Here is an 18,452-nt window from a genome sequence, read left to right as displayed (position 1 = left end):
TGCTACAGCGTGATACGGATCGTCGCGGAGAGTTGCTGGGGGGCAAGGGGTCGCAGGTTCACATCCTGTCGTCCCGACGGTGTGACCAGCGGGTTGCCGGTGATGGCAGGCCCGCTGTTTGCGTTCGTGTGACAGGTAATGGCGACGTGATGACACCCGGTGAATGCTGGGGTGGTGCCGTGACGGCGCCCCTGGCCAGGGGCGCCGAGACGGGGAGAGACCCGCGGTGAGCGCAGAGCTTTCTGAGCCTTCAGGCTGCGCGCTTTTCTGATTGCCCTGGCGGTGACGGCGTCGCGGGCGGCGTGGGGGAGTAGGCGGCCGCAGAGGTTGACGGTGGTGGCCAGTGTCGAGTGGCGCAGCGTCTTGGAGACCACAGCCAGCGGTACCCGCGAGCTGATCATGATGGTGGCGGCGGTGTGCCGCAGGTCGTGCACGCCGATCCGCGGCAGGCCGAGCTCGGCGGCGCGCCGCCGCACCTCGACCAGCACACCCTGCGGGCGCAGCGGCGAGTCGTCGGGGCGGCAGAAGACCAGCCCCTCCAGCGGTGTGCCTTTGGGCTGGCCGGCCCGGGCGAGCGCGGCGTGGCGCTCGAGGGCGGCGACCACGCGCGGGGCCAGGCTCACCCAGTTCCGGCTGGCTTTGGTTTTGGGGTGGCCGAGGTAGAGGTGGCTGTTGTTCACGGCCGTCAGTCTCCAGCGCACCAGCAGCATCCGCTCGGCCAGGTGGACGTCGCTCCAGTACAGGCCCAGGGACTCACCTCGCCGCATACCGGTGCCCAGCAGGAGCTCGAACAGATCGGCCATCTGATCGCCGTAGTGAGCGTGGCTGTGTCGCAGAAACGCCCGCGGCCTGGGTGGGATTCCAGCAGATGCGCTCCGGCGCGACCGGACGGGGCAGCAGAACGTACCGGCACGGGTTGACCGCGATCACACGCGTGCGCACGGCATGGCCAAGCGCTCTGGAGAAGGTGGCTCCGATCCGGTAGACGGCGGTGCGCCCGCGTCCGCGGGCGAGTTCGGCTTCACTCCAGGCGGTGATGTGCCGGGCCCGCAGGTCGGTCAGGAGCAGCCGTCCGAAGGACGGGATGAGGTCCGCGTGCATGTGGTCGCGGTAGCGGGCGAAGGTGGTGGGCTTGAGCGTCTTTTCCTTGAGATGCAGCCACTCGGCCAGGTACGTGGCGAGGGTGAGATCCTCAGTGCAGTCCAGGCCGGTGTGCTCAGACTTCAGGGCGCGGTCGAGCGCTGTCTCGGCGGCCTTGCGCGTGGCGAATCCGCTACGGCACAGCTGGTACACCCGGTCGCGTTCAGGAGACTGAGAAGTCACTTGGTTCACCTCCGGTGGGGGAGTGCGTGACTCCACCGTGGAGGTGCCGTCGCCCGGCGTAACAGGTGGCTGATCATGGCGTAGCGAGGGCGACTGCTATCACCTTGCCATCACTAGCAGCCCGTCGTGAACGCTGGCCAGCAACGACCCCTTTGGAGGGTCGTCAGGGCTGTGGCACCGGAAGTGCGGGTGAGCTATCCGTCCAGGCTGCGTCGAACTGCTGCAAGGCGATGGAGTACAGGAGCCCGGGCGCTCGGGCGTACAGGCACGGGGAGTTCCTTCCGTGGGCGGAGTTGCTGTAGAAGGTGATGTAGGCAGCCCGGTCTGTTGCGATCACGCGGCAGGTGTTCGGCAGGTTGAAGCTGCGGAGCGCGAAGTTGCGTTGTGTGCCGGCCACATGGGCCAAGTAGTCCATGTTCGTCCTGACCTGCCTCCTCAGCAGCTCCGGGGTGAAGCCGGGATCGAACCGGCACACGTCGCGTGAGCGCCGGTCAAGCCAGGAGTCGTCTCGTGTGCCAGGGTCGGGCAGCAGGACCTGGACGGACTCTGGGGACAGCTCACCCGACCACAGAGGAGAGAAGACCTCACGGGTGAGCACGTTGCCGCGTCCGGCCATGACCTTGATCCAGCGGGCCCGGCTGAGGTCGCGTGCGATGTCCTGCTCGGCGGACGACTGATGACGGTACACACGGCCGAGGCCTGTGCCGGTGCACCAGGAGCAGGCGGCGACCAGCCACCACAGTGGGCGTGAGCCGCGTAGGAGGCCGAGAACGAGCACGATCGCGCTGGCTGCCAGAGAGCTGAGTACCCCGAAGAGAAAAGCAGTCATGCGAGCCATCTCCTTGTATCTGGATGATCTCGATTGCCTGGTCTTTCGCGGTCAGCAGAGATAGGGCAGGAGCCGCCGCAGGATGTGCGCGGCGTTTCGGGCGGCGAGTTCATGATATCCGTGGCCCTTTTCCTCATCGGCGTTGTCGGACACGCCGCGGATGACGATCCAACCGGGGTTGTTTCCGCCGTGGACGGAGTTTTCCTGCCAGTACTGGCTGAGCCCTCCGGCTTCCATGTCCACCGCCAGGACTTTCTCGTGGTAGTTCGTGAGGTAGCTGCGGATGTCGCTCTCGCGATCGGCGATGACGGCTTCGCCGGACCCGATCACACCCGGGTAGACCTCGAACTCCTCCGAGGCGTGTGTGGAGAGCTGGCCGTGCAGGCGTGCTGGGGTTCCGTGATCGGCAAAAAAGGCGTTCACCGCATGGACGACCGGTGCCGGTGCCTGCCGGTGCTCTCCACGGCGGCGGATGTCCCCACGCGGATTGATCTTGCGATTCTCGTAGTAGACGATGTCGGTGGAGACGATGACGTTGCCGATGCGGGCGTGTTTGTCATGGATGCCGCCGCCCACACCGACCAGGGCCCACAGTCGCGGTTCGTAATGGCGACGTAGGTTTTCCAGGGCAGCCATCGCCGACCGTTGTCCCTGGCTCTGGCTCTGGGTGGCCACGATACGGACGGTCGCCTCCGGAGTGGTGTGCTTTCCATGATAGAAGTAGAGTCCGCCAGGTTTCTTGTGGCGCTCCAGTTTTAACTCATCCACCACAGAACGCAGTTCCTCACTTAGGATCGTGACCACACCGACGTCCCACCCGGCGGTCCGTTGGTCGACCGCCCTGGCGGCAGTGGGGATGCCGGTGTCGTGGGAGGGGGCGGCTACGGAGACATGGGCGTGCTCTCCGACGGCGTTGTTGCTGAAGTTGTTGTTGTCGCCGTGGCTGACGATGCCTCGATTGTTGATCACTGACTTCCTCCACCGCTGGGGTTGTTGGGGCCTGCTGATTGGTTTGCGGAAGCACCGACCTGAGCTGCGTCTCCGACGGCGTTATTGTTGAAGTTGTTGTTGTCGCCGAAGTTGAAGATGCCGCTGTTGATGATTTTGAGTGCGCGATCGTTGAACTCGGATATGTCCACTCCCTTGGCGCGTAGAAAGTCGCTGGCGGCCTGAAGCAGCCGCTGCTCAATCGTCTTCATTCGGCCCAGGATGTCGGTCTTCTCCAGCTGGATCTTGGACCACGCCTGGGAGGACCTTTCCCGTATGCTTACCCGACTGCCGATCAGGACGTTGCGGATCGGCGTGGAGGTGAGGTCGCGGGGGAGTATGGCTGCCTTGCCCAAGGCGTAGAGGTACCGGACGATCCGCCATGAGTGCAGGATCTCCGACGGAAATGTGGTTAGTTCGCGGAATGCCGCCCAGATGACGGCTACGGCGCCGTGGTGGCCGAATTCCTCAGTGCGCTGGAACGATCTCGGCGTATGGGCGAGGACGCAGGCTGCGGTGGAGATGCTCAAGGTGCGTCCCTGAAGGCTGATATGCAACAGGACGGTCGCGACGAACTCCGATCCCTCCGCGGGCATGGTGACTTCAAGGAAGTGGTGCTGCTTCGAGCCGGGTGTGTTGATGGCCATGCGCAGGTCGGCGTCCCCGAACTCCTGCGGAAGGAGGGAACGGTCCACCGCCACATCGGTTTCAGCTAAGTAGACGCGGTCGCGGACCTGTGCGTGAAGCCGGACGTCCTGACTGTCTGTGTCCAGCAGTTGCACCGACTCGCGTAGGTACTCGACCAGTTCGTGTGGCTGAAAGGGCGGTATGGGGTGCTCGCGTTCATGGAGCGGCGCTTTGTCGTCGTCACTGGGTCGCAGCAACTTGATGCTCATCGGCGGGTTCCACTGGTAAACGAGTTCACCGGCTCCGATGAACGGTGACTCGTCCCCGAAGAGCGTGAACGTGGTGAAATCGTCCTCACCCTCGTCCTCGCCGTGACGGGGGCGGCGGTACACGGCACAGACGTGTCGCTGTTGTACATCCGCCACCCGTTGCCGGCCCGACAGGCGTCTGGGTCGAAGAGTTGACGCGCGCAGGATGCGATTGAGTATCAGCTGGCGTGCGGCTCCGACACCGAGGCACATGAGCGTGATACCGGCAGTCAAGTAGAGGGCCGTCCTGGCGTCGTCCGGCTGGGCAAGTGCGATGGCCAGGCCGGCCAGCGTCAGGGAGAGAGCGGCGCGACCGATGCGTCTGAGCGCGCGCGCCTTCTCCGAATACCTACGGGGGAAGAGCAGCCTGAGGAGGCGGCGATGGCCTCGTGCCGCCCCCAGGCCGCGGCGTTTGGGTCTCCGTCTGGACCTCGGCTCCCGTTCGACGCCCCGGAGCAGCGTGGCGAGACGGAGCAGCCAAAAGAGGGCGAGGCCGCAAATGATGAGGAGGGTGGTGGGCAAGGCGCCCGAAAAAGCCGGGGTGATCACTGCCCCCACCACCGTCACCCGCAGGAGTGCGCTCAGCGCGGCGGCCCGCCACGCGTGGCGCATGACAGGCACGATGTCGAATCCGTAGGACGGGGCGACCCTGCGGTACGGCGCGGTGCACACCTCGTCGATCACGAGGTCGCGAAATTGTTCGTCCACGTACACGCCAGTGCATAAGTGGCGGGTGACAGCGGTGGGTTCACCGGCCGCTGCCTCGGCGAGTGGCGCATGGGAAGTGATCACGCTGGGCCTCTGCCTCGGAGAGTTATGGTGCATGAGACCATAAGTGGCGAAGGGGTTTAAGTCAATATGACCTTTAGGGGTTCTGGTGGATGACTGGCTGAAAGACTCCACTGAGGTGGAGGCATCGTGGGTGACCGTGGACCTGTTGATCTTCACCGTCAGAGGCGATCAGTTGATGGTGCTCCTGATCGATCGTGGGGTGGCGCCCTTCCTCGGCCGGCCCGCGCTGCCCGGCGGCTACGTCCAGAAGACCGAGACCTTGCGCGAGGGGGCGTTGCGTGAGCTCTGGGAGGAGGCGGGGATCGATGGCAGCCGGCTGCACCTGGAGCAGCTCGGCGCCTACGGGGATCCTGGACGTGACCCGAGAGGAAGGGTGGTCACGATCGCCTATCTCGCGCTGGGGCCGGAACTTCCCACCCCTGTGGGCGGTACCGATGCCAGGCGCGCCTACTGGGCTCCCGTGTCACAAGTGATCAACGGGGCGCAGGAGCTGGCCTTCGACCATCCGGCCATCCTCGCGGACGCCTTGGAGGAGATCCGCAGAAAGCTCGAGTACACCGCGGTCGCCACGGCCTTCTGCGGAGAGACGTTCACCCTGAGCGAGCTGCGTACCGTCTACGAAGTGATCTGGGGGCAGTGTCTGGACCCGAGCAACTTCCGCCGTAAAGTGCTCAACACCGAGGGCTTTGTACAACCCACGGGAGAGCGGCGGCTGCCCCCCACCGGCCGGCCGGCCGGCCTTTACCGCCGGGGGGCCGCATGGCTGCTCAGCCCACCTCTGCTCCGCGGCACCGGGCAGCCCGCGTAGCCCGCTGCGGATGTCGACCGATGTGCGAGAGGCGGTCCGGCCAGACTCGACTCAATGAACTGTCCGAGCAGGCTCAGCCCGCCCCCGCCTGGCGCTGTCTCCCCGCCGACCGCCGAGCGCGCCGTGTCCCGGGCGCTGCGGCTACTGCGGCGCACCTCGCCCTCGCCGGTCGCGAACGAGGTCGAGGAGAAGGCCACGGCCGAGCGGGTGGCGCTCGAGGGGCTGTGGCTGTCCAGTTGCGTGCCGGCGCGCGAGCGCTGGATGGACATGGCCCTGGTCGTGGACCGCAGCAGCTCCATGGTGGTGTGGTGCAGAGCCTGTGCCGCTCGAAAAGTCGTCGCTGCACGTCACGCGGCGTATGTACTCGCTGGTGGGGCCGCGGAGGATCTGGGTTCGCGGCAAGCACGGAGCGCTGGTGTCCGTTGCAGCAGACTGATTCTGAGCATCGGGTGGTAGCTGGGGTGCGCGCTTGGTGGGGCCGGTGCTCGTGGCGTGCTCTTGATCACGTTCAGTTCTTCGGCCTCGACGACGGCGTCGAATGCCTCGCCGTACTTGCCGTTCGCGACTTCGGGCGCCGGAATCGGCAGGAGCCAGGTCATAGGAGTGTGGTAGCAGAATGAGCGTGCTCAGGAGCCGGTGGCTGGGAGCGGCGTTCCTTCTCTGTACGGCGGTGTGCGGCTCCGAGGCGGTCTGCTACGGTGCGATACGGGTGGTTGTGCAGAGTGATCGCTGGGCTGGGGGTCGAGGGGTCGCAGGTCGAAGGCCGTTTCCGCGGGTAGCGGAGGCGGCCTTAACCGTTTCCGGGCTGGGAGCGATGGGGAGCCCTCTGGGAGCCCTCGTGCTCCCAACTCGCAGACGTGTCAACGGTGCCCGATTCGTGCGTCGTCCGATCCGGTAGACCTACGGCGCCGTACCGCGCCCCAGTGTGCCGTCGTCAATCGCGGGCCCATGCGGTCACCCCATCGATTCAGGTGCTCTCTGCATCGAGAGGCATAAGGACCCCTTGTCGGCTCTCGACCCCCTTTCGAGATGGGAGCGTGATGTCGTGCTCCCCATGCGACAGGGGAGAGGCCGCGGGCTGACCACCTCGGACGGCCCTGAAGGGTGTCATTACTGCCGTACGGTGGTTGACCTGGGGCTTTGCGATGGCCCGGATATGGGCCTGATCGTTGATCGTGGGTCTGCGACTGCTCTACCTGATCTTCTGCCGACTACTGGGCTGCCTCCTCCTGCTGGGCCGATCGACCGCCGCGAACAACGCCGAGATCCTTGTCCTTCGGCATGAGGTCGCTGTGCTGCGTCGGCAGGTCGAGCGGCCGCGGCTTTCATGGGCTGACCGTGCCGTGCTCTCCGCTCTCGCCCGGCGCCTGCCACCTGCCTTACGCCGCCATCGGCTGGTCACGCCGGGCACACTGTTGACCTGGCACCACCGTCTGGTGCGCTGGAAGTGGCGCCAGACGGCGGTCGGGCCCGGCCGACCACCGCTGGCGGAAGGGACAGTCGCGCTCATCCAGCGCCTGGCGAGAGAGAACCCGACCTGGGGATACGTCAGGATGCAGGGTGAACTCCGACGACTTGGCCATCGGGTCGCCGCCGCCACGGTTCGGCGCGTTCTGCGCCGCTCCGGTCTGCCGCCCGCACCGCAGCGCGCCTCCGAGCAGAGCTGGCGCTCCTTCCTCCGTTCACAGGCCCACACGCTGCTCGCTTGCGATTTCATGCACGTGGAGACCGTCTTCCTGTGACGTCTCTATGTCTTCTTCGTCATGGAGATCGCCACCCGGCGCGTTCACGTCCTGGGCGTCACCGCCCACCCGACCGGCGCATGGGCCACTCAACTCTGCCCTTGCCGGAAACTTCATCCGTGCAGGTCAAGCAGCATGCCGGTACTCGTGGAGGATGCCGCCGAGGCGATCGTGTCGACGTATGTTGAGGTGGGCTAACGTGTCCGGATCGTCGATCGGTGGGGGCAGGGGGTGCAGAGGTCTGGCGTTGGCAATGCCCTGGTGTGGTCGGTGTCCGTTGTAGAACTGCTCGAACTCGCGCAGGGTGGCGAGGAGATGTCGTTGGTTCAGATCAACGTCCGGTCCAGGAGCTCGCGGCGACAGGTCTGTATCCATCTTTCCATGATCGAGTTCATCCTTGGCATCTGGATGCCGGTGAGCACGACGTCGATCCCCGCGTCGTTGAGGACGGCATTGAACAGGTCGGGGAACTTCCCGTCCCGGTCCCGGATCATGAACCGTGCCCGGCAGCCGAGGTCTTCGAGGTCCATGACCAAGTTCTTCGCCGCTTGTGCTACCCAGGATGCGATCGGGTGCGCGGTGGCGCCCAGGATCCGGATCCGGTGACTGCCGTGTTCGATCACCACGAGCACGTACATCCGCATCCCCGACAGGGTGACTGTTTCCATGAAGTCGCAGGCCAGCAGGGCATCAGCCTGGCCACGAAGGAAGCTGGCCCAGGTACTGGAGTTCCGCTCGGGCGCCGGGTCGATGCCGGCCTCCTTCAAGATCTCCCAGACGGTGGACGCGCCCACCTTCACCTCCAGCACGAGCAGCTCGCCGTGCAGGCGTCTGTAACCCCAGCTCGGGTTCTCCTTCGCCAGCCGCAGCACCAGGATGCGGATCGAGCGCACGGTGCGCGGTCGTCCCGGGCGTTTGGGCCGGCAGGAGGAGGCATCGCGGTGTGCGACGAGGTCGCGGTGCCAACGCAGTACCGTGTCGGGGTGCACGAGCAGCCGTAACTGTCGCAGGACATGCGGTGGCAGACGGTGCATCAGCGCCGCCAGGTACGCCCGATCGCTGGATGTGAACCGGATCTTGTCCTTGCCGAGCTGGCGTTCCAGCACGGTGATCTGGTGGCGCAGTGCGAGGATCTCCGCGTCCTTGTCCCGGTGGGTCATCGGCAGCAGACGAAGCATCGCGAACGCGTTCGATACACCCAAGTAAGCCAGTCGGAGCAGCACGATCGATCATCATGACGCGCTGACGGCAGCTGCGCCAGAGCGTCGGATCGAGCGACCGCGGCCAAGATCTCGGGGACCCAACAAGCGGCCCCACCAGGGCGGATGAGATTTCCGGCAAGGGCAGAGTCCGCGGGCGGCTGGTCCGTCTGCGGTCATCTCGTGTCGCCCGGCTCGCGCGGGCTGTTCGCCCGCGCCATGATCCAGAGCGGCTCCTGTCGCAGCGGACCGGAGGACCGGGCGGAGGCCGCGGGGACGGCGTTCGCCCGGCAGGCGGGCTGCGACGCCACGGCTCAGGCGGCCGTCCTCGACTGTCTGCGGTCGGCTTCGGCGGGTACGCTCCTCGACGCGAGCCGGACCTTCTCGGCCGGCTTCGTGGACGGAACCCCGACGTTCCCGACCGGACCGCGCGAGGCGCTGGACAGCGGGAGGTTCACCCGCGTGCCCGTGGTGGTCGGTGCCAACCGTGACGAGCGCCGCACCTTCGCCGCGGGTTACATGGGCGCGGGCAAGGAGGCCTACCTCGCCTTCGTCCAGAACCTCGCCGGCGCCCGCGCCGACGAGGTCCTCGCCCGTTACCCCTGGCCCGATACGTCCGACCGGTACACCGCGGCGTACCTCGTCGGCGGGATCATGACGGACTCGGGGAGTGTCGCGGGGATCGGCGGGTGCGGGCTCCGCTCGCTCGCCCGGACCCTTGAGCGGTACACCCGCACCTATGCGTACGAGTTCGACCACCGGACCGGCCCTGGCCTGACGCAGATCCCCGGCTACGTCTGGGCCGGCCACGCCGCGGAACTCGCCTACATCTGGCCCAGCTTCAACAACGGCACACCCATCGCCCCGCTGTTCAACGCCGACGAGCGCCGACTCGCCCACGAGATGACGCGGTACTGGGGCGCCTTCACGAAGACCGGCCGGCCGGCCGCCGGGCAGATGGTCTGGCCCGGCTATCACAGCGGCAAGGGCCTGATGCTGTCGCTGCGGGCCGGGGGCAGAAGTGCCCTGATCGACGACGACCGGTACTCGACGGAACACCAGTGCGCGTTCTGGGACACGATGCCGGGCACACGGCACTCCTGAGGAGGCCGGGGACCGGAATCGGTGCATCAGCCACCGCGCCGGTCCCCGACCCCGCTCACCCCCACCGTCTCGGCTCGTGTCACGCCGTCAGCGCTGCAGAGTCAGCAGACCCGGACGGTAGGGCAGGAGGCCGTAGTCGCCGCCGGAGTTGGGGCTGCGACCCTGGTAGAGCAACTGCAGATGGCAGGGATCGACGGTCATGGTCTGATCGGGGCTGGTGCGGATCAGTTCGCCATGGCTGATGTCGTTGGTCCAGGTGGCGCCACTGTTGGCCTTGCCGGCGAAGGGATTGCTCTCGGTCGCGGCCTGGGGCGTCCACGAGCCGTTCAGACTGGTGGCCGTGAACGAGCGGAAGTAGCGGCCCTGCGAGCCGATCGCCTCGACGATCATGAGGTAGCGGTTCTGGCCCTGGAGCTTGTAGACCTGCGGGGCTTCGAACAGATTGTTCGTCGTATCGCTCATGACCACTGTCGAGTTCGTGCCGAAGCTGCCCGGGAAGTTCCCGATCGGCATACTGGCCCGGTAGATCTTGCCGTTGTCACCGGCGAAGAACAGGTACATGTTCGTCCCGTCGGCGATGAGCGTCTGGTCGATGGGCCCGGTTCCGGAGCCGGAGATGCTTCCGGAGAAGAGCACCTGCTGGGACGACCAGCCATTCGGGTTGGTGGGGTCGCTCGACGTCCGGTAGGAGAAGGCGGTGCCACCCCATTGGTAGGCGAGCACCCAGATGTTCTTCGGTGCGAAGTAGAAGAGCGTGGGCGCGACGGTGGAAGCCGACATCGTGTTCTGGCCGGCCGATGCCATCTCCGACCAGTTGGTGAACAGGCCGAAGTTCATCGAACCCCATGTCGTCCCCGTGTCGTGCGTCGTCGCGTAGACGAGTTGCCTGCCGTTGTAGGGGACGACGGTGAAGTCCTTGAGCGAGACCCACCCCGGCTTGGGCTGCGCCAGCGCGCCCGTTGATGTCCACCGGTAGGTCGATGGAAGATCGCACGCGCCGGGGTCGTTGCCGCCGACCTTGACGAGCTGCCACTGCTGGTTGGTGCCGCCCCAGTCGTCGTACTGGACGACGTTCGCGTTGTCGGCGGTGGAGGCACCTTGTACTTCGAGGGCCTTGTCGCTGTGGCGCGCGATGAGCCTCACGTAGCCATCCGGGCTGTCGGCCAGCCGCCACTGCTGGTTGGTGCCGTTCAGGTCGGCCCACTGGACGATCGAACCACCGTTCGCGGTGGACCGGTTGGAGACGTCCAGCACCTTGCCCGAGTGGCGGGACTTGATGCGGTAGTAGCCGCCCCCGGAATCGACGAACTGCCACTGCTGCTGGTTCTGATCGTTCCTGGTCCACTGGGTGATGCGGGCGCCGTCGCCGGTCGCCATGTTGTAGACGTCCAGGGCCTTGCCGCTGTTGCGGTTGACCAGCACATACGAGGCGTTGGGGTCTACGGTCGCCGCGTCGGCGGGCTGGGCACCGAGGAAGGTGGCCACGAGCAGCAAAGGCGCAAGGACGGCGAGTAAGCGTCTTGGACGGGCCGGGGGCGGGTGGCGAAACCACATCAGAGGGCCTCCTTTGGGGGCGGTGGTGACGTGACCCCGATGAACCGCGGAGCGGACGTGCCCGGGGGCAGGAGCAATCACGGAACATTTCGAAGAAATTCCGGATGCTCTGGCGCCACAAGCTAGGAATGTGGGGCCCTTTGGTCAAGGCCTGTCGCCGATCTGTCCACAAATAGCGCCTCCGGCGACGACGGGGGTTCGCCGTCGGGCTCGCCGGGGTCCGGAAATTTTCGGACGAGGAACGGAAACTTCTTCTGCGAGGAGTGTTGACGAGTCATCGTCAATGCCTCAATCATCCCTGCTTGAGAAGCCGGTCATAGTTCGAGATCTCGAACCGTGTCGGTACCGCACGACAGTTCCGCGCACCAAAGCCTGCGCCACCCCCGTCACGTTCCGGTGTCCGTCCGCCGAGGGGGAGCGGACGAGGCACCCCCCTGCGCCTGCATTCCTTCCGTGATTCCTACTTGGAGGCACAGTCATGGGCTCGTATGCCCTTCCCAGACCGGTTAGCCGCCGGAAGTTCCGCGGCCTGCTGTTGGCGCTGGTCGTCAGCGTCCTCGCAACGGTCGCCGCACTGGTCACGCCGCCGACCGCACACGCCGCCGAGAGCACGCTCGGCGCCGCTGCGGCACAGAGCGGCCGCTACTTCGGCACGGCCATCGCCTCCGGCAGACTGGGCGACTCGGCGTACACGACGATCGCGGGCCGTGAGTTCAACATGGTGACGGCCGAGAACGAGATGAAGATCGACGCCACCGAACCGCAGCGGGGCCAGTTCAACTTCAGCGCCGGTGACCGCGTCTACAACTGGGCGGTGCAGAACGGCAAGAAGGTGCGCGGTCACACCCTGGCCTGGCACTCCCAGCAGCCCGGCTGGATGCAGAGCCTCAGCGGCAGCACACTGCGCCAGGCGATGATCGACCACATCAACGGCGTCATGGCCCACTACAAGGGCAAGATCGCTCAGTGGGACGTCGTGAACGAAGCGTTCGCCGACGGCAATTCGGGAGCCCGGCGCGACTCCAACCTGCAGCGCACCGGCAACGACTGGATCGAGGTCGCCTTCCGCACCGCGCGCGCCGCCGACCCGGCCGCCAAGCTCTGCTACAACGACTACAACATCGAGAACTGGACCTGGGCCAAAACCCAGGCCGTGTACGCCATGGTCCGAGACTTCAAGCAGCGCGGCGTGCCGATCGACTGCGTCGGTTTCCAGTCGCACTTCAACAACGACAGCTCGTACAACAGCAACTTCCGTACCACCCTGCAGAGCTTCGCCGCCCTCGGTGTCGACGTGGCCCTCACCGAACTCGACATCCAGGGCGCCCCGGCCACGACCTACGCCAACGTGACCAACGACTGCCTGGCCGTCCCGCGCTGCCTCGGCATCACCGTCTGGGGGGTGCGCGACACCGACTCCTGGCGATCGGAGCAGACGCCGCTGCTGTTCAACGGTAACGGCAGCAAGAAGCCCGCCTACACCGCCGTCCTGGGCGCACTCAACGGCGGCTCCACCACGCCCCCTGCGGATTCCGGACAGATCAAGGGTGTCGGTTCGGGCCGCTGCCTGGACGTGCCCGGCACCAGCACCACCGACGGCACCCAGGTCAACCTGTGGGACTGCCACAGCGGCACCAACCAGCAGTGGACGTACACCGACGCCGGCGAGCTCAGGGTCTACGGCGACAAGTGCCTGGACGCCGCCGGCACCGGCAACGGCGCCAAGGTCCAGATCTACGGCTGCTGGGGCGGCGACAACCAGAAGTGGCGCCTCAACTCCGACGGATCCATCGTCGGCGTCCAGTCCGGCCTCTGCCTCGACGCCGTCGCAGGCGGCACCGCCAATGGCACCCTGGTCCAGCTCTACTCCTGCTCGAACGGCAGCAACCAACGCTGGACCCGCACCTGATGGGACATGCCACGAACCCAGGGTGAATCGCTGAAGACCTACAGTGCCCGCACCTGGAGTGGAGCCGGGATGATCCTGGCTCCACTCCGTCGACGTCTATCCCGGATTGAAGGACGCAGAGGCCTTTTCATGACAGCTCCCACGCCTTCGGGACTGGTCAGGGCGGGCGACCTGTGACTCGGTGAGGTTCCCGACTTGTATTGGCTATAGCGGTGCGCGGTCGGGTTGGCCGCTCGTAGCGTGCTGTAGGACGCTGGGTTGGATGGCTCGTGAGGTTCCCTGCCGCCCCCGGGGCTGGCCCGCTCGGGGTGTGCCGCCGGCCCGGCGTCCGGCCACGGTCTGACTCAACAGAGGCGTGTTCCGACCAGCGGTTCCCGAAGTCGGCGTGTCGGCCGTGGACGTCCCTGAAGGGTGTCTTTATTGGCGTACGGTGGTTGACCTGCGATCGTCCAAGTATGGGCATGATCGGTGATTGTGGGTCTGCGACGGCTCTACCTGATCTTCTGCCGACTGCTTGGTTGCCTGCTCTTACTGGGCCGGTCTGCCCCCGCGAACAACGCCGAGATCCTCGCTCTCCGCCATGAGGTCGCTGTGCTGCGTCGGCAGGTCGAGCGGCCGCGGCTCTCATGGGCTGACCGTGCCGTGCTCTCCGCTCTCGCACGGCGCCTGCCACCCGCATTACGCTGCCATCGGCTGGTCACTCCAGGCACGCTGCTGGCCTGGCACCATCGTCTGGTGCGTTGGAAGTGGCGCCAGACGGCGGTCGGACCCGGTCGTCCACCATTGCCGGAAGAGACAGTTGCGCTCATCCAGCGCCTGGCAAGAGAGAACCCGACCTGGGGGTACGTCAGGATCCAGGGTGAACTTCGACGGCTTGGCCATCGGGTTGCCGCCGCCACGGTTCGGCGCGTCCTGCGCCGCTCCGGTCTGCCGCCCGCACCGCAGCGCGCCTCCGAGCAGAGCTGGCGTACTTTCCTCCGTTTCCAGGCCCACACGCTGCTTGCCTGCGACTTCATGCACGTGGAGACGGTCTTCCTCCGACGTCTCCATGTCTTCTTCGTCATGGAGATCGCCACCCGGCGCGTTCACGTCCTGGGCGTCACCGCCCACCCGACCGGCGCATGGGCCACTCAACTCGCCCGCAATCTGCTCATGGACCTCGGCGACAGGGCCGGGTGCTTCCGGTTCCTCATCCGTGACCGGGACAGCAAGTTCACCGCCGCCTTCGACGCCGTCTTCGCCGGCAGCGGCACAGCCGTCAGGTCAAACGCGTTCGCCGAACGATGGATACGCACAGCCCGCACCGAGTGCACCGACCGCCTCCTGATCACCGGCGAACGACATCTGCGCACCGTCCTCACCACGTATGCCGAGCACTACAACGCGGGACGGCCCCACCGCAGCCTGGACCTACGAGCCCCGGACGACGACCCGAACATCATCCCCCTACCTGCTGGCACAATCAGGCGCCACCAGGTACTCGGTGGACTGCTCAACGAGTACCACACCACGCCACTCCGATTGCCTCACCATCGACAGGGAACGCCCGGCTCAGCAGCCTGATCGGAATATTGACACCCTTCAGGCAACAGCATTGGGGGCAGCTCCGGCACTTCGGTCACCGTCTCCTCCTCGGCGCGTTTGCGCAGGCAGTCGCGGTGCTGGTGGCAGGTCTTCCCCACTGTGGCGCAGAGGTTCTGTAACAGGTGCCAGCGATCAGCGACTTCGGGGGCACTGGGGGCGGCTTCCCTGACCGCCTTGGTGTAGGCGCTCGCCCGGTCCCGGCAGATGATCTCGGCGCCGGGATGCTCGGTGAGCCAGGCCGCGAACGTCTCGGAGGTGCGGTCGGGCAGCACGTCCACGTCCCTGCCGGCCTCGACGTCGACCAGCACGGTGCCGTGCATGCAGCCGCTTTCGAAGAGCGCCGTCAACGTTCCGTCTCCAGCTCGTGGACCTGTTTGCGCAAGGCCGCCTTCTTCGCGTCCTTCACCGATGCCGCAGCCTCCTCGGGCCGTTCCGCGCTCTGCGTGGTCTTGGTCCGCTGCTGCGGCGTCTGGTGGTGCATGCCCGGTTCGGTGGCAACGCGCGAGGCGGGTCGGCTCGGCGGACGGGCCGGTGCCACCGTGTCGGCTGGGAACTCCGCCGGGGGTGGCGAGGTGTTCCTTGAAGCGGCGGGGGTCCGCTCCGTGCCGGGGGTCGGGCGCGGGCTCATCGTTCAGTGCTCGGGTGCTGCCCCGGTCGAGGCGGAGTGGAGGATCTGCTCGATGCCGAACCGGAAGCGTGCCGCGAAGTCGACGGACGTGAAGTCGTCCAGTGCTGAGCTCAGTCCGGGGAAGCGCCGTTCGGTCACGTGTGCGCGCAGACGGTCGCGGTTGTCGGCGGGTGCCGCCTGTTCCTCCTGGACCAGGCCCAGGGTGAAGTAGAAGAGGTTCCAGGCCGTCCACGCGGCCGTTTTGCGGGTGGGGCAGCCGCGCAGAAGGGCGGTCAGCAGCCGGTCGGTGAAGGCGAGGGTCCGCGGTTCCGCGGGGAAGGTGCCCGCGACGAGCAGGGCGCCGTCCCGGTGCCGGAGCATCGCCCGGCGCAGCCGTCCCAGCAGTTCGGCCGCCTGGTCGTGCCAGTCCTCGGGCAGGCCGTCCAGGTCGACTTCCCCGAGGACGGCCTCGGCCATGGTGTCCAGGAGCCGGTCCTTGGTGCGGATGTGCCACATGACGGTGTTCATGCTGACCCCGAGTTCGGCCGCGATGGCCCGGGTGGAGAGCTTGGCGACGCCGCCCCGGTCGAGTACGTCGAACGCCGCGCCGACCACGTGGTCGAGGGTGATCCCGACCTTGGTGCGGGCGGCAGCTTGTCTCTTGGTCACTGATCGAGTATATCTGACGTCGACGGTTACTTGGTCAGTGATAGAGAGAGGTGCGGCATGGATGAGAGCGTCGTCATCGTCGGCGGCGGGCCGACGGGCATGTGGCTGGCGTGCGAACTGCGGCTGGCCGGGGTCCGCACGGTGGTCCTCGAGCAGGATCCAAAGATCGACCAGAATTCCCGGGCGCTGACGCTCCACGCCCGCACGATCGAGACCTTCGCGCTCCGCGGCGCGCATCAGGACCTGTTGGCGGAAGGCGGCCGGATACCCAGCGGGCATTTCGCGGTCCTCGATGACCGCCTCGACTTCCGGCGGCTGGACACCGACTTCCCGTACACGCTCACGGTCCCGCAGGCGCGCACGACGGAACTGCTCCAGCGGCGCGCCGTGGCCATGGGCGCGGACGTCCGTCGCGGACACAAGGTGACCGACTGCGTGGATGCCGGCGACACGGTGACCGTGTCGGTCGACGGGCCGGACGGCGCGTACGTGCTCGGCGCCGCCTATGTGGTCGGGTGCGACGGCACGCGCAGCGTGGTGCGCCAGTGCGCGGGGATCGAGTTCGAGGGGACCGGGGCCACCGCGCTGGGGGCACTCGGCGACGTGGTGCTCAGTGATCCGCCGCCCGGCCCGGTCACGAGCCAGTGGACGACGCGGGGCACGTTCATGATCGTCCCGCTGTCCGGTGGCCGGCACCGGATCGTGGTGCACTCGCCGGAGGACCTTCGCGACGGGCGGCCGGGCGAACTCACCCTGGAGGAACTGCGCGAGCGGGTCTCGCGCATCGCCGGCACGGACTACGGGATGCACAGCCCCTCCTGGCTGTCCCGCTACGGCAACACCAGCCGGGTGGCCCGGCACTACCGCAAGGGCCGGGTCCTGCTGGCGGGTGACGCGGCTCATCAGCACATGCCGATGGGCGGTGTCGGGCTGAACGTGGGCGTCCAGGACGCGATGAACCTCGGCTGGAAGCTGGCGGCGACCGTCAGCGGCCGGGCGTCGGAAGAGCTGCTGGACACCTACCACCAAGAACGGCATCCGGTGGGGGAGGACACGATCGAGCACACCCAGGCGCAGACCGCGATCATGTCGGCCTTCTCGCCGCAGGGAACCGCGCTGAGGTCCCTGCTGGGCAAGCTGATCGCGGAACAGCCGCAGCTCAACGACGCCCTCGCGCAGCGTCTGTCCGGACTGTCGGTGACGTACTCCCTGCCCGGCCGGCGCCATCCGCTGACGGGCCACCGGGCGCCGAACCTGCGGCTGTCGGACACGGAGCACCTGTTCGACCTTCTCCAGGGCGGGCGCCCCGTACTGATCGATTTCGCTCGCGTCGACGGCTTCGGCGTCGACGGCCTCTCTTCCGACGACGCGTCCGCCCGCCTCGACCGGTACCGCTGTCCGCGGCCGGTGGAACAGTCCCGCGCGGCATGGGCCGGCGTCAGCGCCGCCCTGATCAGGCCGGACGGTTACGTCGGGTGGGCCTCGGACGAGACCGCCGCGGCCGCCCTCGCGGCCGAGGCCGGGAACGCCGTCGCCGCCCTGCACCACCCGCGGCCCGAGAATCCGCAGCCACAGAATCCGCAGCCCGAGAATCCGCGGCTCGGCGTTCCTCAGCCCGAAAGGAAGCACGCATGATCCACCGCATCGAACCGGACGGTGTCTTCGGCCTTCCGGAGCTGGTCAGCCAGGTATCGGTCCCGGCCGGGCTCGGTCTGGCGTTCATCAGCGGACAGGTGGCCTGGGATGAGGAGGGCCGCGTCGTCGGGGAGGGCGATCACACGGCACAGGCCGCGCAGGTGGCCCGCCGCATCGACCGCCTGCTCGACGCCCTCGGCGCGCAGCGGCAGGACATCGTCAAGGAGACCGTCTACGTCGTGGATCACGAACCGCATCTGGTCCCGGGCATCCTCGGTGCCCTGCACGGTTCCCCGCCGCCCTCGTCGACTCTGGTGGGGGTGGCGAAGCTGTTCGCCCCGGAGTTCCTGATCGAGGTCGAGTGCGTGGTCGCCCTGCCGGACGGGAAGCAGGGGTTCCAGCGATGACCGGCACCGAGCGGACCACCGTCCGTCCCGTCCGGGCGCCGTTCGCGCTGACGCTGACGGTTTCGGCGGTGCTGTTGGCAGCACGATCCGCAATGTGGCACTGCCCACGATGCAGAGCGACCTCGGTGCGAGCAACGCGCAACAGCAGTGGTTCCTGAACGCCTACGCCCTCACCTTCGCCGGATTCCTGCCGGTGGCGGGGAGCACCGGCGACAGGTTCGGCCTGAAGCGGATGCTGGCCTGAGGGACGGGGGCCTTCGCCGTGACGACGTCGGTGGCCGGCTTCCTCGATTCGTCCCCGGGCATCATCGTCCTGCGTGCGCTCATGGGCGTGGCCGCGGCCACGCCCATGCCGGCCACTCTCGCGG

At 67.1% G+C, this 18,452-nt stretch carries 16 protein-coding genes and 3 pseudogenes; 8 read left to right on the top strand and 11 right to left on the bottom strand.

Annotated elements, in window-relative coordinates; all coding sequences use genetic code 11:
* Nucleotides 1-2: 2 nt before the first annotated feature.
* From PS467_RS08830 to PS467_RS08810, 5 genes are all read right to left on the bottom strand, one after another.
* Entirely contained in the window at nt 3-803 is an 801-nt protein-coding gene (locus tag PS467_RS08830) for a site-specific integrase (protein WP_311034792.1), read from the bottom strand.
* A complete protein-coding gene (locus PS467_RS08825; RefSeq protein ID WP_311034791.1) occupies nt 754-1,332 on the bottom strand; it encodes a tyrosine-type recombinase/integrase in 579 nt (192 codons plus the stop codon). Before PS467_RS08825 ends, PS467_RS08830 begins: the two co-directional genes overlap by 50 nt.
* Before the next feature lie 154 nt (nt 1,333-1,486).
* The gene (locus PS467_RS08820; protein ID WP_311034790.1) at nt 1,487-2,152 is read right to left on the bottom strand and encodes a hypothetical protein; all 666 of its coding nucleotides are present in this window, start codon (nt 2,150-2,152) and stop codon (nt 1,487-1,489) included.
* 51 nt (nt 2,153-2,203) lie between these two features.
* The gene (locus PS467_RS08815) at nt 2,204-3,121 is read right to left on the bottom strand and encodes a 5'-methylthioadenosine/S-adenosylhomocysteine nucleosidase family protein (RefSeq protein WP_311034789.1); all 918 of its coding nucleotides are present in this window, start codon (nt 3,119-3,121) and stop codon (nt 2,204-2,206) included.
* Nucleotides 3,118-4,866, bottom strand: coding sequence for an AbeC-like domain-containing protein (locus PS467_RS08810; protein WP_311034788.1), 1,749 nt, complete (start codon nt 4,864-4,866; stop codon nt 3,118-3,120). The genes PS467_RS08815 and PS467_RS08810 overlap by 4 nt, the downstream gene beginning before the upstream one ends.
* Nucleotides 4,867-4,951: 85 nt before the next feature.
* Between PS467_RS08810 and PS467_RS08805 the strand changes: the two genes are divergently transcribed.
* Nucleotides 4,952-5,674 (top strand): NrtR DNA-binding winged helix domain-containing protein, encoded by a 723-nt coding sequence (locus PS467_RS08805; protein WP_311034787.1) that lies wholly within the window; start codon nt 4,952-4,954, stop codon nt 5,672-5,674.
* A 347-nt stretch (nt 5,675-6,021) separates the two neighbouring features.
* On the opposite strand, the gene PS467_RS08800 is transcribed toward PS467_RS08805, so the two are convergent.
* The gene (locus PS467_RS08800) at nt 6,022-6,273 is read right to left on the bottom strand and encodes a hypothetical protein (RefSeq protein WP_311034786.1); all 252 of its coding nucleotides are present in this window, start codon (nt 6,271-6,273) and stop codon (nt 6,022-6,024) included.
* 576 nt (nt 6,274-6,849) lie between these two features.
* On the opposite strand from PS467_RS08800, the pseudogene PS467_RS08795 reads away from it, so the two are divergent.
* Nucleotides 6,850-7,512 (top strand): annotated as a pseudogene (locus PS467_RS08795) (IS3 family transposase); the annotation flags it as partial.
* Nucleotides 7,513-7,542: 30 nt separating this feature from the next.
* Here PS467_RS08795 and PS467_RS08790 read toward each other — a convergent pair.
* A pseudogene (locus tag PS467_RS08790) lies at nt 7,543-8,639 on the bottom strand (integrase core domain-containing protein).
* Nucleotides 8,640-8,741: 102 nt separating this feature from the next.
* Here PS467_RS08790 and PS467_RS08785 point away from each other — a divergent pair.
* Entirely contained in the window at nt 8,742-9,719 is a 978-nt protein-coding gene (locus tag PS467_RS08785) for a carboxylesterase family protein (RefSeq protein WP_311034785.1), read from the top strand.
* A gap of 87 nt (nt 9,720-9,806) precedes the next feature.
* On the opposite strand, the gene PS467_RS08780 is transcribed toward PS467_RS08785, so the two are convergent.
* Nucleotides 9,807-11,273: a non-reducing end alpha-L-arabinofuranosidase family hydrolase gene (locus PS467_RS08780; RefSeq protein ID WP_182470180.1), complete on the bottom strand. Its 1,467-nt coding sequence runs from the start codon at nt 11,271-11,273 to the stop codon at nt 9,807-9,809.
* A gap of 478 nt (nt 11,274-11,751) precedes the next feature.
* On the opposite strand from PS467_RS08780, the gene PS467_RS08775 reads away from it, so the two are divergent.
* Together PS467_RS08775 and PS467_RS08770 are read left to right on the top strand one after the other, a co-directional pair.
* Nucleotides 11,752-13,182 carry an endo-1,4-beta-xylanase gene (locus PS467_RS08775; protein ID WP_311034784.1) on the top strand — a complete coding sequence of 477 codons (1,431 nt, stop codon included), beginning with the start codon at nt 11,752-11,754 and terminating at the stop codon, nt 13,180-13,182.
* Between the two features lie 474 nt (nt 13,183-13,656).
* Nucleotides 13,657-14,745 carry an integrase core domain-containing protein gene (locus PS467_RS08770; RefSeq protein WP_311034783.1) on the top strand — a complete coding sequence of 363 codons (1,089 nt, stop codon included), beginning with the start codon at nt 13,657-13,659 and terminating at the stop codon, nt 14,743-14,745.
* Here PS467_RS08770 and PS467_RS08765 read toward each other — a convergent pair.
* From PS467_RS08765 to PS467_RS08755, 3 genes are all read right to left on the bottom strand, one after another.
* A complete protein-coding gene (locus tag PS467_RS08765) occupies nt 14,709-15,113 on the bottom strand; it encodes a transposase (RefSeq protein WP_311034782.1) in 405 nt (134 codons plus the stop codon). The genes PS467_RS08770 and PS467_RS08765 overlap by 37 nt on opposite strands.
* Nucleotides 15,110-15,247 carry a hypothetical protein gene (locus PS467_RS08760; protein ID WP_311034781.1) on the bottom strand — a complete coding sequence of 46 codons (138 nt, stop codon included), beginning with the start codon at nt 15,245-15,247 and terminating at the stop codon, nt 15,110-15,112. The genes PS467_RS08765 and PS467_RS08760 overlap by 4 nt, the downstream gene beginning before the upstream one ends.
* Before the next feature lie 150 nt (nt 15,248-15,397).
* Nucleotides 15,398-16,042 (bottom strand): TetR/AcrR family transcriptional regulator C-terminal domain-containing protein, encoded by a 645-nt coding sequence (locus tag PS467_RS08755; protein WP_311034780.1) that lies wholly within the window; start codon nt 16,040-16,042, stop codon nt 15,398-15,400.
* A gap of 57 nt (nt 16,043-16,099) precedes the next feature.
* Between PS467_RS08755 and PS467_RS08750 the strand changes: the two genes are divergently transcribed.
* From PS467_RS08750 to PS467_RS08740, 3 genes and pseudogenes are all read left to right on the top strand, one after another.
* Nucleotides 16,100-17,677 carry an FAD-dependent monooxygenase gene (locus PS467_RS08750; RefSeq protein ID WP_311034779.1) on the top strand — a complete coding sequence of 526 codons (1,578 nt, stop codon included), beginning with the start codon at nt 16,100-16,102 and terminating at the stop codon, nt 17,675-17,677.
* Nucleotides 17,674-18,084 (top strand): RidA family protein, encoded by a 411-nt coding sequence (locus PS467_RS08745; RefSeq protein ID WP_311034778.1) that lies wholly within the window; start codon nt 17,674-17,676, stop codon nt 18,082-18,084. The genes PS467_RS08750 and PS467_RS08745 overlap by 4 nt, the downstream gene beginning before the upstream one ends.
* Nucleotides 18,085-18,166: 82 nt before the next feature.
* A pseudogene (locus tag PS467_RS08740) lies at nt 18,167-18,328 on the top strand (MFS transporter); the annotation flags it as partial.
* Between the last annotated feature and the right edge of the window lie 124 nt (nt 18,329-18,452).

The organism is Streptomyces luomodiensis (assembly GCF_031679605.1).
GTDB classification, from domain to species: domain Bacteria; phylum Actinomycetota; class Actinomycetes; order Streptomycetales; family Streptomycetaceae; genus Streptomyces; species Streptomyces luomodiensis.
The sequence above is the reverse complement of the archived record's forward strand: the minus strand, read 5'-3'. Positions and strand labels throughout refer to the sequence as shown.

What these genes read in the sequence shown, in the direction of transcription:
- PS467_RS08745 (WP_311034778.1), top strand. Translation starts at nt 17,674, where the DNA reads ATGATCCACCGCATCGAACCGGACGGTGTCTTCGGCCTTCCGGAGCTG.
- PS467_RS08820 (WP_311034790.1), bottom strand. Translation starts at nt 2,152, where the DNA reads ATGACTGCTTTTCTCTTCGGGGTACTCAGCTCTCTGGCAGCCAGCGCG.
- PS467_RS08750 (WP_311034779.1), top strand. Translation starts at nt 16,100, where the DNA reads ATGGATGAGAGCGTCGTCATCGTCGGCGGCGGGCCGACGGGCATGTGG.
- PS467_RS08830 (WP_311034792.1), bottom strand. Translation starts at nt 803, where the DNA reads ATGGCCGATCTGTTCGAGCTCCTGCTGGGCACCGGTATGCGGCGAGGT.
- PS467_RS08800 (WP_311034786.1), bottom strand. Translation starts at nt 6,273, where the DNA reads ATGACCTGGCTCCTGCCGATTCCGGCGCCCGAAGTCGCGAACGGCAAG.
- PS467_RS08780 (WP_182470180.1), bottom strand. Translation starts at nt 11,273, where the DNA reads ATGTGGTTTCGCCACCCGCCCCCGGCCCGTCCAAGACGCTTACTCGCC.
- PS467_RS08785 (WP_311034785.1), top strand. Translation starts at nt 8,742, where the DNA reads ATGAGATTTCCGGCAAGGGCAGAGTCCGCGGGCGGCTGGTCCGTCTGC.
- PS467_RS08775 (WP_311034784.1), top strand. Translation starts at nt 11,752, where the DNA reads ATGGGCTCGTATGCCCTTCCCAGACCGGTTAGCCGCCGGAAGTTCCGC.
- PS467_RS08760 (WP_311034781.1), bottom strand. Translation starts at nt 15,247, where the DNA reads ATGCACCACCAGACGCCGCAGCAGCGGACCAAGACCACGCAGAGCGCG.